We start from the raw sequence: 14,586 nt of genomic DNA on the forward strand, positions 1-14,586 counted from the left end.
TCAGTTGGCGGCCACGACCATCGGCTGGGACGCAGGCGTCGCAACCGGCGAGCCATGATAGGCGAAGGTACCGACGCCCGGGAGGTGCTGGTCGGAAGAACCAGCCATCGAGGGACCAGCTAGGATGAAGGCGAAGGCGAGGATGAAGCTGGTGGTCCGCATCTGACTGTCTCCGGTAGTCGGTGGCCGGCAGTGCCCGCCGTCTCGTTGGCCACGTGATAACCATCGGCTGTTTCCGGACATCTGCGCCAAAAACGGAAAATGGTTTCGTCGCACAGGAGAATTGTTTCGTCGGCTCGATCGGACGAAACAATGGCTGGAAAAATTCAATGAATTCAGCCGCGACGCTCGCACTTGCGAGGATCAGGCTGAACACTGGAAGCCCGCCATTGAAGCCGCTTTGGCCCTCCTTCCGTGGACGAGGACGGCCTCGTTCACCGGCCGATTGGATGAACCCAAGCCCCGGTCCGGCCGACTCAACGCCGTGCAACTTTCCGTGTGCTTGTGCGTTGTGACCCGTTCCTCAACAAAGGATAGCCGTCGTGGGTAATGGCAACATCGATGTTGGCAGTGCAACCCCGACCCGCAAACCCGGCCAGCCGGTGGAGCGCCAGGGAAAGACCTCGGAAGGAAAAACCTCAGAGCATCCTGTGAGCCTTTGTGGCGCGATGTCGCAGCAAGGCGGCGAATTTCGCGGCAATGTATCGGCCCCGCAAAAGCTCGTGCAGCTCGTCGGTTGTCGCGACCGCAAGGCCGGGCCCGGCCCGGAGGCCCGCCAATATTCCAATCCGGTCAAACGGTAAGCCCGAAGCCCTCATCCCGGATCCGATTTCGGACCCGGGATCTCGGCTGGCATCGGACTTACTGGATGAATTCACCGCATTTCTGAACCGCGGCGTCGGCGGCTCCCCAGGGCATGATCGGCACCGAGGAGGTCGAGTTTTTGGGGGAACCCTCGATCAGCCTGTCCGAATAGACCATATAGACCAGCACGTTGCGCTTGGCGTCGCAGCCGCGAACGATCTGCATCTTCTTGAAGAACAGCGAGCGGCGCTGCCGGAACATGTCGTCGCCCTGCTCAAGCTTGTGCTTGAAGTGGATCGGGGCGATCTGGCGGCACGCCAGCGAAATGTCCGAGACCTCCTCGGCAAGGCCGAGCCAGCCTTTGAAGCCGCCCTTTTCCGGCACGGTGAAGTGACAGGCTACGCCATCGACCTCGGGGTCGTCGACCGCGTAGGTCGCGAGCTTGTCGTTCGGGCTCAGCCACTTGAACACGGTCGAGCGGCGAAAAATCAGGTCGGGCTCGTCGGCGGCCGACGCCGGGCCAGCCTGCCAAAGCAACAGCGCCAACACCCCCAAGGCCAGACTTCTCCACTTCTTGTTCCACTTAACGATGGCCTTGGATGTCATTGATATCTCCGCTGAAGGGCACGCCGCCTATGTAGTGGCCGGAAAGCCGCACAGGAAGGCCGCCGCCCGGAGGTGCCCAACCGACCGCCGTTTAACGGATTGTGAGGCTTTTTTGCTACGATCGGGGCGAAAATCGCTGAAATTAGAAGGCCTACGCTGGTGAACGCGTTTTGCCTCTGCGACAACAAATAATTATCGGAAGAGTGGATTCGAGTAACCGGATTTGAGGATCAAGCGCGTGAGCGGGCATCGAGTTTTCAGTGCGGGTATTGCGAGCGCAGCTAATTCCAAACGGCGATTTTGGCAACTGGCGATGTTGACGGCGGCCGGCACCCTGGTTGCCGTTCCCCAGGCAGATGCTGCCGCCCTGTTCTACTGGCAGGACTCCGATCCCGGCTACTACCGACCGGCGCCGGTGGCGCAGCCGCGCAAGCCGAAGGTCCGCCGCCCGTCAGCCAAGACCGAGGCGGCGCTCAAGGAAACCAACGCCAAGCCGCAGGGGCCGCTGATCATTGCGGTGTCGATCGAGCAGCAGAAGGTCCGCGTCTACGACGCCAACGGCCTGTTCGCCGAAAGCCCGGTCTCGACGGGCATGAAGGGTCATTCGACCCCGATGGGCGTGTTCAGCATCATCCAGAAGCACAAGATGCACCGCTCCAACATCTACAGCGGCGCGCCGATGCCTTACATGCAGCGCATCACCTGGTCGGGCGTCGCGATGCATGCCGGCGTATTGCCCGGCTATCCGGCGTCGCACGGCTGCATCCGCATGCCGACGGCCTTTGCCGTGAAGATGTGGAACTGGACCAGGATGGGCGCGCGCGTCATCATCACGCCGGGCCAGATCACGCCTGCCAGTTTCTCGCATCCATTGCTGGTGGCGCAGAAGGTCGTGCCGCAACCCCTTCTCGCCGACGATCCGGCGAACGACGCGCCCGCGGTGAAGAGCGACAAGGGCGCGGATGCCGGCCATGCGAACAAGCTGGCGAATTCGGAGGCGGGCCTGGATCTCCGATCGACCGTCGGTCACGCGGCACCGTTGCGCGAACAGACCCACACCGCGGATGCCCGCGCCGCGATGCCGGCGATGAACGATGTCGTGTCCGATGCAACGCCGTCCGCGGCCAAGGTTCAGCCTGCTAGCGATACTTCGAACGCGGAAGCGAAGGCGGACACGCCAAAATCCGAGCCCGCCGACGCTGCCGATGTCAAATCCGCCGAGAGCGCAGCCGAGAGCGTGAAAGCCGAGGACATCCCCGGCGAGGCAAAAGTCGAAACCAGCTCGGAGATGAAATCCGACGCTTTGAGCGCCGAGGCTTCCACGGCAGCGATTACCAATGTCGAGGAAGCCAAGACTCCTGAGTCCAAGACTCCCGAATCCAAGCCTGCTGAATCCAAGGCTGCTGAATCCAAGGCTCTCGAAAAGCCCACCGAGCCCGTCAAGGCGGTGGCCGATGCGCCGGCAGTGCCGGCGGTTGCACCCGACGTGAAGAAGGATACGGCGCGGCCGCCCGGCGCGGCTGCCAAGGCCGAGCCGCCCAGGCGTCCCGGCCAGATCGCGGTATTCGTGAGCCGCAAGGATTCCAAGCTGTACGTCCGCGAGAACTTCAAGCCGCAGTTCGACGTTCCGATCACCATCGCGCCGAGCGACCGGCCGCTGGGTACGCATGTCTTCACCGCCGAGGCCGACAAGAAGGATCCCAACCTGTTGCGCTGGTCGGTGGTCTCGCTGCCGGTCACGGCCCGCAATGCGGCCCGGACCGACGAGGACGACCGCACGGCACGGCGCCGCAAGGTGGCCGGCGGAGCCCTTGCCGAGGCCAGGCCGCTGCCGATGCCGAACAGCCCCGCCGAGGCGCTGGACCGCATCACCGTTGCTCCCGAAGCCATGGCGCGGATCGCCGAGGTACTGACCACCGGCGGCTCGATCGTGGTGTCCGATCACGGCGTCAACCAGGGCGGCGAAACCGGCGAAGGCACCGACTTCATCGTCCCGCTGCGCTAATCTCTTCTTCTGACGCGTTTTCTTTACGCGAATTCTTTACGCGAACCGGTACCCACTTCGCTCGAAAACGCTATGGCTTCCCATAACGGCTTGTTGAGCGGCATCGTCCCGCGCGTTGCGCTATCCTTCGTCAGTTGAACCGCTGTCGAGGCTTTTCCATGATGGACCGCAGGAGCGTGATATCAGCGGCGCTGGCCGCGATCGCAGCCGTCAGTTCGAACAGGCAATCCCTGGCGCAGGCCGGCATGAGCCGGATCACGGCTTACGCGTTTTCATTTCCGGGATTGGCCGGCGGCGATATCAGGCTTTCCGAATTTGCCGGCCGGCCGATCCTGATCGTCAACACCGCTTCGCTCTGTGGCTTCACGCCGCAATATGGCGGGCTGCAGGAATTGTGGACCGAGTTTGGCGACCGCGGCCTAATGATTGTCGGCGTCCCCTCCAACGATTTCGGCGGCCAGGAGCCGGGCGGCGCGACCGAAATCACCGCGACAACGCAGAACCACCACGTCACCTTTCCGATCGCCGCAAAAGCCGTCGTCAAGGGACCGACCGCGCATCCGTTCTACAAGTGGGCGGCGGAAGCGCGACCGAAGGATGTTCCACGTTGGAACTTCCACAAATACCTGATCGGCCGCGACGGCTACATCGCCGACGTCTTCCCGGAGTCTGTCAACCCCGTGGATACACGGGTGAAGACCGCCATCGCGCGGGCCCTGGCCGCTTCCTGAATTAACCTGTCCGCTGACAAATCGGCTGGGCGTAACCGCAGCGGTTGCGTTGGCGCGCCTGCTCCAACTAGGCTACTATGTGCGTCGGGGAATGGAGGCAGACCGGACGACGGCAGCGCCGCGACCGGATGCGGGATTCAAATTTAAGGAAAACAAGATGCGTATAGCGGCAGGGATGATCTTTGCAGGCGCAGTTTCGCTGTTGGCATCAAGCGCGGCGTGGTCGCAGGCTCTACCCACCAAGGGCGCGGCAGCCGCTCCTCAGGCGGCACCAGCTCCGGCGCCAGCCCCCGTCCCGCCGCCGGCGCCGGTCTCGACCCGTCCGCCCTGCAATAATCCCAACGCGCTCGGCATCGGCCGCACCGTCGAGATCGACACCACGGGCGGTCCCGGCTTCGGCTTCGAACATTTCAAGGAGCTCGACTTCCTTCGCGACAAGGAAGTGGTGTTGACCTTTGACGACGGCCCGTGGCCGGTGAATACGCCTGCGGTCCTGAAGGCGCTGGCGGAGGAATGCACCACCGGCATCTTCTTCCCGATCGGCAAGCACGCCACCTATTATCCCGAAATCCTCAAGCAGGTGATGGCGGCCGGCCATTCCATCGGGTCGCACACCTGGTCGCATGCCGCCCTCGTCAACAAGAAGCTGAACGAGCAGCAGCGCAAGGATGAAATCGAAAAAGGCTTCAGCGCCGTGAAATGGGCGCTCGGCGGCAAGTCGCCGGCGCCTTTTTTCCGTTTCCCTGCACTGCAACACCCGCCGGAGATGGTGACCTATCTCGGCGCCCGCAACATCGGCATCTTCTCCTGCGACCTCGATTCCTTCGACTTCAAGGCGAGCAAGGCGCAAACCATCATCGACAACGTGATGCGCAAGGTCGAAAAGAACGGCAAGGGCATCATCCTGATGCATGACTTCCAGAAGCATACCGCCGAAGCCTTGCCCGAGCTCCTGAAGAAGCTGAAGGCAGGCGGCTACAAGGTGGTTGCGATGCGCGCCAAGACGCCGGTGCAGACCATCGCCCAATATGACGAAGACATCGTCAAGGACCTGAAGCTGCCGACCGTGAGTTCGCGCCCGGTTTCCAGCGTCGTGCAGACGATCTCGGAATAACGCTAAGCGACACGCCCCTGTGCCGGCGCTGCGTATCGAAGGCTATGTCATCGTCTCGGCGGACGGCATGCTCGCCGACGCGCGCAATGTTATGCCGGACGAATTGAAGTTCGAGGGCGACAAGGCGTTTTTCACCGCCGCCCTCGACCGCGCCGACCTGATCCTGCACGGCCGTAACTCCTACGAGGACCAGCCGAACTCGCCGCGGCGCAGGCGCGTCATCCTGACGCGGACGGTCGAGGCGATCGCGCCCGATCCGTCCAATCCGAACGCCACGCTGTGGAATCCCGCGGGTGCGACCTTCGAAGCTGCCTGCGCGCAGGCAGGCGTGCGTGACGGCACTGTTGCGATCATCGGCGGTCCCGGCGTGTTCGGCATGTTCATGGACCGCTACGACGTGTTCTGGCTCTCGGTCGCGCCGCATGTTCGCCTGCCCGGCGGCGAGCCTTGCTTTCCCGGCGTCCCTGCCCGTACGCCGCAGCAAATCCTCGCCGCGCATGGGCTACGTGCCGGTGACGTGCGGACGCTTGATGCAGTGCACGATGTCACCGTCACGCCGTGGCGGCGCAGCGCTTAGAGCGTCATCCTTTCGTACAATCGGCCTCGCCGAAGCCGGCCTCGGTCAGAGATCGCTTGACAGTACGCAGGCGCGGTTCCACCCTGAAAAGAAAAAACATACATATCATCATCGGGAGGACCACGACATGTTGAGGTACGCTTCAACTATGCTTGCAGCGGTGACTCTTGGAATCGTCACCATCTTTGCTCAGCCGGTTCACGCTCAAACCACTGAAAAGCCGTTAGTGCTGAAGGGTCAGTCGACCCACCCCGCATCCTCGAACTTCCATCTCATCTTCAAGCTGTGGGCGGAGACCGTCGAAAAGATGACGGCCGGACGCCTCAAGATCGAGACGCTTCCGGCGGGAGCGATCGTGCCGCCGTTCGAGGTGTTCGACGCCACCTCCAAGAACGTTCTCGATGTCGGCATGGGACCGTTCGGCTACATCCTCGGCCGCAACACCGCGACGATACCGATGTCGCACGGTCCGCTGTACGGCATGGACGGCTCGGACTATTGGGCCTGGTACTATGACGGCGGCGGCATGAAGCTGCTGGATGAGTTCTACCGCGACGTCCTCAAGCTGAACGTCGTCGGCTTCCCGATCCCGACGGACTACCCGCAGGGCATGGGCTGGTTCAAGAAGGAGATCAACAGCCTCGCCGACCTCAAGGGCTTGAAGTACCGGATCTACGGCATCGGCGCGGAGACCTACGGCCGGCTCGGCGTGTCGGTCGTCACCATTCCCGGTGGCGAGATCGTGCCGGCGATGGAGCGCGGCGTGATCGAGGGCGCCGAATGGATCAACTGCGAGGAAGACAAGAAACTCGGTCTGCACCAGGTCGCCAAGCACTACTACACGCCGGGTATGCACGAGCCGGTCACCGGTGGCCAGTTGATGATCAACGGCGACGTCTGGAAGAAGCTCACGCCGGACTTGCAGGAGATCATCAAGGTGGCGAGCGTTTACGCCACGACGCAGCGCAACTTCGCCTTCAACCGCGAGACAGCGCACGCTTGCCAGGAACTGATCAAGATGGGCGTGCAGATGCATCGCACACCCGACGAGATCCTGAAGAACTTCCTCGACGAGTGGGAGAAGATCCAGACCGAGCACGCGGCCAAGAACCCCTTCTACAGGAAAGTCATCGACAGCCAGAAGGCCTACGCCGAACAGATCGTGCCCTTCAAGCTCTCCTGGTTCCCGCCGTACAACTTTGCCGGCGAGTACTACTGGAAGAACAAGATCTACCTGACCAAGAAGTGATCTCTCTGTAACGGAGCTGCTGGCGTCCGAACCGCCGGACGCCAGCACTGTCTGAAGAGGAGCGATCATGTCCGCGGACCCCAGCAGTGCTTCGGTCGCCAGCAATCCCGGCGGCGAATTCCCGCGTGCTTTTTACTCGATCATACGCGCGATCGACCACTTCACTGATGTGACCGGCAAACTCATCGCCCTGTCGATGTTGTTTCTGGTGGTAACGATCTCCTACGAGGTCGTCATGCGTTACGGGTTCGGCGCGCCAACCGTTTGGGTCTACGAATCCAGCTTCATGGTCAACGGCGCGGCCTTCATGCTCGGATCGGGATACGCGCTGTTGAAGGGCGCGCATGTTCGCACCGACATCTATTGGGAGAACTACTCGGAGCGGAAGAAGGGCATCGTCGACCTGATCTCCTATCTGTTGTTCTTCTATCCGGCCATGATCACGTTCATGCTGATCAGCTATGACGATGCGTTGCACTCCTATGACACCGGCGAACGGTCGCAGGAAAGCGTGTGGCGCGCGATCATGTGGCCCTTCCGGGCAACGATCCCGCTGGCGGCCCTTCTTCTCATGATCCAGGGCGTGTCCGAGGTCCTGAAGTGCTGGTACCAGGTCCAGTTCGGGCGCGAGTTCGAGCACAAGGAAAAGATCGAGATATGACGGGACTCGAACTCCTCGGACTTGCCATGCTCGTCGTGATGCTGGGGGCGATCTTCATCGGCCTGCCGATCAGCTTCACGCTGCTGTTCCTGGCGCTGTCGTTCGGCTACGTCGGCATGGGCGAGCGCGTCTTCAACCTCGCCTACCTGCAGACCATCGGCCTCATGAAGCAGGACGAACTCGTCGCGGTACCCATGTTCATTCTGATGGGATTCATCTGCGATCAGGCCGGACTGATGGAGCGGCTGTTCAAGGCGTTCCGCGACCTGTTTGCGCCGATCAATGGCGCGCTCTACGTGGTCGTCATCCTCACGGCGACGCTGTTCGGCATCGCCGCCGGAACCGTCGGCGCGACGGTCGCTCTTCTCGGCATCATGGCCGGGCCGATGATGATCCGCGCGGGCTACGACGTGCGCATGTCCGCCGGCGCCATTGCCGCCGGCGGCACGCTCGGCATCCTGATCCCGCCGTCGGTGATGCTGGTGGTGATGGCGCCGGTGCTCGATATCTCGATTATCGACCTCTATGCTGCGGCGTTCGGCCCGGGCTTTCTGCTGTCCGCGATGTTCATCGCGTACACCCTGATCCGTTGCTACTTCAATCCCAAGCTCGGCCCGCCGGTGCCGGTGGAGGAGCGGCCCGATTCGATGCGGATCGTGCTGTGGGAATGCGTGGTCGGCCTCGTGCCGGTTACGGTGCTGACGATCGTGACGCTCGGCGCCATCCTCGCCGGAATCACGACGGCCGCGGAGGCGGCCGCGTTCGGCGCATTGGGGGCTATCTTCCTTGTAATTGCCTACGGCCGGTTTTCATGGCGAGGCCTGCTGGATGCCTGCTACGCCACACTGGCAACGACCAGCATGGTGCTGCTGCTCGCGGTAGCCTCCAATGTGTTCGGTTCAGTCTTCTCATGGCTCGGCACGGCGACCTGGATGACCAACGCCCTGCTCGCTTCGCCGCTGCCGCCCTGGGGCACGATGTCCCTGCTCCTGACCCTGATCTTCCTGCTCGGCTGGCCGTTCGAATGGCCGGCCATCGTCTTCATCTTCCTGCCGATGCTCGCGCCGGTGGCCAAGGGCCTCGGCTACGACATGATCTGGTTCGGCTGCATCGTCGCGGTCGTGCTGCAAACCGCCTTCCTGTCTCCGCCCGTCGCCATGTCGGCCTACTATCTCAAGCAGGTCGTCAAGGAATGGAACCTGAGGCTGATCTACCGCGGCATGGCCGACTTCATGGTGCTGCAGGTCGCTTGCGTGGCGCTGGTGCTGATCTTCCCCGCCATCGCGATGTGGTTCCCGCAATGGCTGCAGGCGCGCAGGGTTGCGGCGCGCACCGCGCAGATCGAACAGATCGTGCCGACGCAGAACGTCGCCGTGACACCCGACGGTCCACGCGTCGCAATCCGGAATTTCTGACTCGGTCTGGAGCCGCCACTACCGGCTTCAGACGTCCCCGTACGCCGGTTCATTCGGCCGTGGGCCACGGCCGTAGCCCGCGATCATGAACAGCGCGCCGATGATCGACAGGTTCTTCAATGCCTCGATCAGCGTCTTGGCATTTTCGGGCGACGGCTGGTTCCAGAAATCGTGGAAGTAGAAGGTCGTCGCGATGACGAAGATGATCAGCAGGAACGCGAAGAAGCGCGCACCGAAATTCACCGCGATCATCAGGCCGGCCAGGATCTCGAAGCCGCCGACGCCGACCGCCAGCAATTGAGGCATCGGCATGCCCGCCATGGTTTCGAGCTGCGAGGTATAGGGCGCAAGCATCGCGGGAATGGTCACCTTGGTCGCGATGAAGTCTGCCGTCGGCTGAATCGCGAAGAGCTTGGTCGCCCCCGTGTACATGAAGAGGACGGCGAACAGGACTCGCCCGAAGGTAACTAACGCTGGCATGGGATCGGCCTCACTAATGGCATGCAAAGGGTGCAGGCGGCGCGAAACGATTATGGGCGTTTCGTCACCGCTTTTCAAACGCTCAAATCGAAACCATCCGCGCAGGAGCCTGCGCGGGCTATAACCAAACCTTTTGATAGAAGCAGAACCAAGGCCCTTTTTTGGCCATGGCGTTTTCGAGATGCATTCCGCGCAGAGAAAACGCGTCAAGACAAAATACTAGAGCGGGATGACGTTTTCTTCGAATCGGCATCCCACTCTATCTCTTTGATTTGAGCGTGATCTCCGCGCAAACGCGTTCCGCGTTTGTCGCGAGGGAAAACCGGTGTCCACTTTTCCGGATCATGCTCTAGAGCGGGGTTCTGTTTCCATCAGAACCCCTCTATCCAAATAACGTCGGCTGCTGGCGGCCAGCACGCTCCTGGGCTTCGACGGCGGCAACCGCGGTCATGTTGAGCACGCCGCGCGCCGTCACCCCCGGGGTGAGGATATGCGCCGGACGCGCCGGCCCGATCAGGATCGGCCCGACCGGCAGCGCATCCGCCAGCGTCTTGATCATCTGGTAGGCGACGTTGGCGGTGTCGAGGTTCGGCATGATCAGGATGTTGGCATCGCCTTCCAGGTTGGAATGCGGCAGCACCAGCTTGCGCGCCGCAGCCGAGAGCGCGGTATCGCCCTGCATTTCGCCATCGGCCTCGATCTCCGGATGCTTTTCCTTCAGCAGCGCGGTGGCGCGGCGCATCTTGCGCGAGGAGTCGGTGTCATAGCTGCCGAAGTCGGAATGTGACACGAAGGCGACGCGCGGCTTCATGTTGAACCGCTGCACATGGCTTGCCGCCAGCGACGCCACCTCCGCGAGTTCCTCGGCGCTCGGGTTCGGGCGCACCTGGGTATCGGCGATGAAATAGGAACCCTTGGTGGTGATCATCATCGACAGCGCCGCGAAATCGCTGACACCGGGCAGGAACCCGACGATCTCCCGAACATGGCGCAGATGGCTCATGTAGCGGCCTTCGACGCCGCAGATCATGGCATCGGCCTCGCCGCGAACCACGGCAAGGGCAGCGATCACGGTGTTGTTGGTGCGGACCACGGTACGTGCAGCCTCGGGCGTGACACCGCGCCGGCCGGCGACGTCGATATAGGTCTGCACATAGGAGCGATAGCGCGGATCGTCCTCGGGATTGACGAGATCGAAATCCTGCCCGGCCTTGATCGAGAGGCCGAACCGCTTGAGCCTCGCCTCGACGACGGAGGGGCGGCCGACCAGGATCGGCCGCGCCAGTTTCTCCTCAAGCACGACCTGCGTGGCGCGCAGCACGCGCTCGTCCTCGCCCTCGGCATAGATCACGCGGACCGGCTGCGTCTTGGCTTTGGCAAACACCGGCTTCATGACGAGGCCAGAGCGGAAGGCAAAGCGTTCCAGCAGCGCGGTATATTCGTCGAAATTCTTGATCGGGCGCGTCGCCACGCCGGATTCCATAGCGGCCTTCGCCACCGCCGGTGCGATGCGCAGGATCAGCCGCGGATCGAACGGGCTCGGAATCAGCGAGCCCGGACCGAAGCCTTGCGTCTCCCCGCTGTCGAACCCGCGCGCCACCGCATCCGATGGCGGATCGCGCGCGAGCTGCGCAATCGCTTCCACCGCGGCATGCTTCATTTCCTCGTTAATCCCGGTGGCGCCAACGTCGAGCGCGCCGCGGAAGATGAACGGGAAGCACAGAACGTTGTTGACCTGGTTCGGGAAGTCGGAACGCCCGGTGCAGATCATCGCGTCGGGGCGGGCCTTGCGCGCCTCGTCCGGCATGATTTCCGGGTTCGGATTGGCCAGCGCCATCACCAGCGGCTGGTCCGCCATCGACTGGACCATCTCGGGCTTCAGCACGTTGGGCGCGGACAACCCTAAGAAAATATCCGCGCCGCCGATCACATCCGCCAGCACGCGCGCGTTGGTCTTCTGCGCATAGACCGCCTTCCAGCGGTCCATCAGCGTGTTGCGGCCCTCATGCACGACGCCGTCGATGTCGCAGACCCAGATGTTCTTGCGCTGCGCACCGAGCGAGACCAGAAGATTCAGGCACGCGATTGCGGCCGCGCCTGCACCTGAGCACACGATCTTGACGTCGGCCAGCTTCTTGCCGTTCAGCAGCAGCGCGTTGGTGATCGCGGCCCCGACGATGATGGCCGTGCCATGCTGGTCGTCGTGGAACACCGGGATCTTCATGCGCTCCTTGAGCTGCGCCTCGATCTCGAAGCATTCCGGTCCCTTGATGTCCTCGAGATTGATGCCGCCGAAGGTCGGCTCCAGCGCCGCCACCGTCTCGACCACCCGCTCGATGGTGTCGGCGGCGATTTCGATGTCGAAGACGTCGATCCCGGCGAATTTCTTGAACAGGACCGCCTTGCCTTCCATGACGGGCTTGGAGGCCAGGGGGCCGATATTACCGAGCCCCAACACCGCGGTACCGTTGGAGACCACGGCGACCAGGTTAGCCCGGGAGGTCAGCGACGCCGCTTCGGCCGGATTGTTGGCGATTTCGGTGCAGGCCGCAGCGACGCCCGGCGAATAGGCCAGCGCGAGGTCGCGCTGGTTGGCGAGCGGCTTGGTCGCCTGGATCTCGAGTTTACCCGGGCGCGGCAGCCGGTGATACGCAAGCGCCGCGGAGCGGAGATCTTCAGAATAGGACGACATACACTCCCCCACGGGCTTTCTCGACCCCGAATTACGTGCCGAGGCCGGTCTTCGTTCGAACCGTTAGCTTTGCGGCAGATTTAGCCGGATGTGAAGCACGGGCCGCCACTTGGATGCAACATTCGAAAGCGCCGCCGTCAACAAGGGGCTGATCGACGGGAAGCAACAAATCCGGTAGCATATTCGCCTCCCTACCCCATCCCCTTGACCGACAATAAGGCAAATTTGCCTCCCGCAATGTCGGCGTCCGGAGCACAACTAATGGTAAAGATACTGATGGGCCTGGCCGCTGCGGTCGTGATCGCGGTGGGTGGCTTCTTCGGCTTCGAGTTTTATACACAGCACCGGATCGCCGGCGAAGTAGAGACCGCGTTCGAGCAGATTCGCGCGGGCGGCGGCAAGGCAAGCCACGGCAAGGTGTCGTTCGACCTGCGCAGCCGCACGGTCAGGATAGACGATATCGCGACTGAATCGGCAACGCAGCCCCCCGTGAGCGTCAAGATCGCCAATGTGACGGCGGCAGGTGTCAGCCAGCCCGACACGGCGCGTTTTTCGGCTGACAACATCGAAGGTGCCGGCCTGGAGGTCAGCTTCGGTATCGCAGGCCCGACAGGCGGGCGCGTCACCTACAAGGCGCCGCAAATCGTCATGAAAGACTATTCGGGCCTGGCCAGCCTGCCGGTACGGCCCGCTTCGACCTCCATCGTCGAGGCGTATCGGTCCGCGCTGGAGCAGTTTGCTACCGTCTCGGCGTCTTCAATCACGGCGCCCACCATGGTGGGCACCATCAATAACTTCGGCACGGTTACGTCGGCTGATTTCACCTATACGGGTATAGCGCTGCGGGAGATCAGGAACGGCAAGATCGGGTCCATGCAGATCGAGCGCAACGCTTTCACCGCCAGCACCCAACAGGCGGGCAAAGCCGACAAATTGAGCGGCGAAATCGTCAATTTCGCTTCGCGTGATTTCGATGCCGCCGCCATTGCCGCCATCCTCGATCCGCAAAAGGCGAACGACGACAAATACTACCGCGTCTACGGTCAAACGACGGCTGGGCCCTACACCATTACGTCGGGGCAAGGCTTGCGCATGCGCATCGACGGGATGACCGTCGACGATATCAGCGTGCGGCCGTCGCGCCTGCAACTTCCGGCGCTGCTCGCGCTGACGCCGGCGGCCGGCGCCACTCCGACGCCGGCACAGGCGCGCGAGATGATGGACAAGATGGCGAATATCTATGAGGGCATGCGGGTCGGAACAGCCGAGATGCGCGGCATCTCGGCGGACACGCCAGAGGGCCCGTTCAAGCTCGCCGCGGTCAGGTTCAATCTGGAAAACGGCAAGGTCGGCGAATTCGCGGTCGAAGGACTCGATGGACGCTCTCCGAAGGGTCCCGTCAAGGTCGGACGCTTCGCGCTCAAATCCCTCGATATCGCGGGTCTGCTGCGAATCGCGGCGCAATTCTCGAACCCGGGACAACAGCCGTCACCCGACAGGGCGCTGGCGCTGATTCCGCTGATCGAGGGCGTCGAACTCAAGGGCCTCATGGCGCCATTCAAGAACACGGGCAAGCCGGTCAACATCGATACTTTCAGCCTGGACTGGGGCCAGTTCGTCGGTCCGATCCCGAGCAAGGCACGGCTGACGATGAAAATGTCGGGCCCGCTCGATGCGAGCGATCCCGGACAGAAGGTGCTGGTTGCCGGCGGCCTGGACAGGGCGGCGGTCGACCTCGAACTCGGCGCGGCCTGGACGGAAACCTCCGGCGCATTCGTGCTGGAGCCGGCGGCACTCGAAATCGGCGGCCTCGTGAAGGCATCGGCGCGGCTTTCGCTCGCCAACGTACCCAAGGGGGTATTCTCGGCCGACCCGGCCAAGGCGATCGCCGCGGCGGCGCAACTCGAAGCTGGCGCCATCGAACTCACGGTGCGCGATACCGGCGCTGTCGATCTCGCGTTCGCGCAATACGCCCGGGCGCTCGCCGTCAGTCGCGATGCCGCACGGCAGCGTTTCGTTGATGAAATGAAGGCCAGCGGCGAAAAAGCAGCGGCCGCGGATCCTGACATGGTGGCTGCCGTGCATGCGCTGGCCCGCTTTCTCGAGAGCCCGGGGCAAACGCTGATCATCAAGCTGACGCCGCGCGCCAAAGTGCCGGCGCTGCAGCTCATCCAGTTGTTGAAGACCGACCCAGTCATTGCGCTGTCGCAATTCCGGATCGAGACTTCGACGGGACTGTGAGCTACCGCGAG

The 14,586-nt window shown here is 62.8% G+C and carries 13 protein-coding genes; 9 read left to right on the plus strand and 4 right to left on the minus strand.

Features of this window, described 5'->3' with window-relative positions; all coding sequences use genetic code 11:
- Positions 1 to 162: a hypothetical protein gene (locus C7G61_RS44835; protein WP_190241958.1), complete on the minus strand. Its 162-nt coding sequence runs from the start codon at positions 160 to 162 to the stop codon at positions 1 to 3.
- Positions 163 to 542: 380 nt separating this feature from the next.
- On the opposite strand from C7G61_RS44835, the gene C7G61_RS24610 reads away from it, so the two are divergent.
- Entirely contained in the window at positions 543 to 803 is a 261-nt protein-coding gene (locus tag C7G61_RS24610) for a hypothetical protein (protein ID WP_244608458.1), read from the plus strand.
- Positions 804 to 861: 58 nt separating this feature from the next.
- Here C7G61_RS24610 and C7G61_RS24615 read toward each other — a convergent pair whose 3' ends face one another.
- Complete coding sequence (locus C7G61_RS24615; protein ID WP_108519265.1) at positions 862 to 1,410, minus strand: CreA family protein; 549 nt, start codon at positions 1,408 to 1,410, stop codon at positions 862 to 864.
- Positions 1,411 to 1,723: 313 nt separating this feature from the next.
- Here C7G61_RS24615 and C7G61_RS24620 point away from each other — a divergent pair, with 313 nt between their 5' ends.
- The 7 genes from C7G61_RS24620 to C7G61_RS24650 all read left to right on the plus strand — a co-directional run bounded on the left by C7G61_RS24620 (position 1,724) and on the right by C7G61_RS24650 (position 9,162).
- The gene (locus C7G61_RS24620) at positions 1,724 to 3,415 is read left to right on the plus strand and encodes a L,D-transpeptidase family protein (protein ID WP_108519266.1); all 1,692 of its coding nucleotides are present in this window, start codon (positions 1,724 to 1,726) and stop codon (positions 3,413 to 3,415) included.
- Between the two features lie 158 nt (positions 3,416 to 3,573).
- Positions 3,574 to 4,146 carry a glutathione peroxidase gene (locus C7G61_RS24625; RefSeq protein WP_108519267.1) on the plus strand — a complete coding sequence of 191 codons (573 nt, stop codon included), beginning with the start codon at positions 3,574 to 3,576 and terminating at the stop codon, positions 4,144 to 4,146.
- Positions 4,147 to 4,303: 157 nt separating this feature from the next.
- Entirely contained in the window at positions 4,304 to 5,260 is a 957-nt protein-coding gene (locus tag C7G61_RS24630; protein ID WP_108519361.1) for a polysaccharide deacetylase family protein, read from the plus strand.
- A 67-nt stretch (positions 5,261 to 5,327) separates the two neighbouring features.
- Positions 5,328 to 5,837, plus strand: a complete 510-nt coding sequence (locus C7G61_RS24635; RefSeq protein ID WP_108519362.1) for a dihydrofolate reductase family protein — start codon at positions 5,328 to 5,330, stop codon at positions 5,835 to 5,837.
- Positions 5,838 to 6,063: 226 nt separating this feature from the next.
- Positions 6,064 to 7,086, plus strand: a complete 1,023-nt coding sequence (locus tag C7G61_RS24640; RefSeq protein ID WP_190241959.1) for a TRAP transporter substrate-binding protein — start codon at positions 6,064 to 6,066, stop codon at positions 7,084 to 7,086.
- 67 nt (positions 7,087 to 7,153) lie between these two features.
- A complete protein-coding gene (locus C7G61_RS24645) occupies positions 7,154 to 7,747 on the plus strand; it encodes a TRAP transporter small permease subunit (protein WP_108519269.1) in 594 nt (197 codons plus the stop codon).
- Positions 7,744 to 9,162: a TRAP transporter large permease gene (locus C7G61_RS24650; protein ID WP_108519270.1), complete on the plus strand. Its 1,419-nt coding sequence runs from the start codon at positions 7,744 to 7,746 to the stop codon at positions 9,160 to 9,162. Before C7G61_RS24645 ends, C7G61_RS24650 begins: the two co-directional genes overlap by 4 nt.
- A gap of 27 nt (positions 9,163 to 9,189) precedes the next feature.
- On the opposite strand, the gene C7G61_RS24655 is transcribed toward C7G61_RS24650, so the two are convergent.
- Positions 9,190 to 9,642 carry a DoxX family protein gene (locus C7G61_RS24655; RefSeq protein WP_108519271.1) on the minus strand — a complete coding sequence of 151 codons (453 nt, stop codon included), beginning with the start codon at positions 9,640 to 9,642 and terminating at the stop codon, positions 9,190 to 9,192.
- Between the two features lie 382 nt (positions 9,643 to 10,024).
- The gene (locus C7G61_RS24660) at positions 10,025 to 12,334 is read right to left on the minus strand and encodes an NADP-dependent malic enzyme (protein WP_108519272.1); all 2,310 of its coding nucleotides are present in this window, start codon (positions 12,332 to 12,334) and stop codon (positions 10,025 to 10,027) included.
- 261 nt (positions 12,335 to 12,595) lie between these two features.
- Here C7G61_RS24660 and C7G61_RS24665 point away from each other — a divergent pair, with 261 nt between their 5' ends.
- Entirely contained in the window at positions 12,596 to 14,575 is a 1,980-nt protein-coding gene (locus C7G61_RS24665; protein ID WP_108519273.1) for a hypothetical protein, read from the plus strand.
- Positions 14,576 to 14,586 lie beyond the last annotated feature (11 nt).

It is taken from the genome of Bradyrhizobium algeriense, assembly GCF_003062295.1.
GTDB classification, from domain to species: Bacteria; Pseudomonadota; Alphaproteobacteria; order Rhizobiales; family Xanthobacteraceae; genus Bradyrhizobium; species Bradyrhizobium algeriense.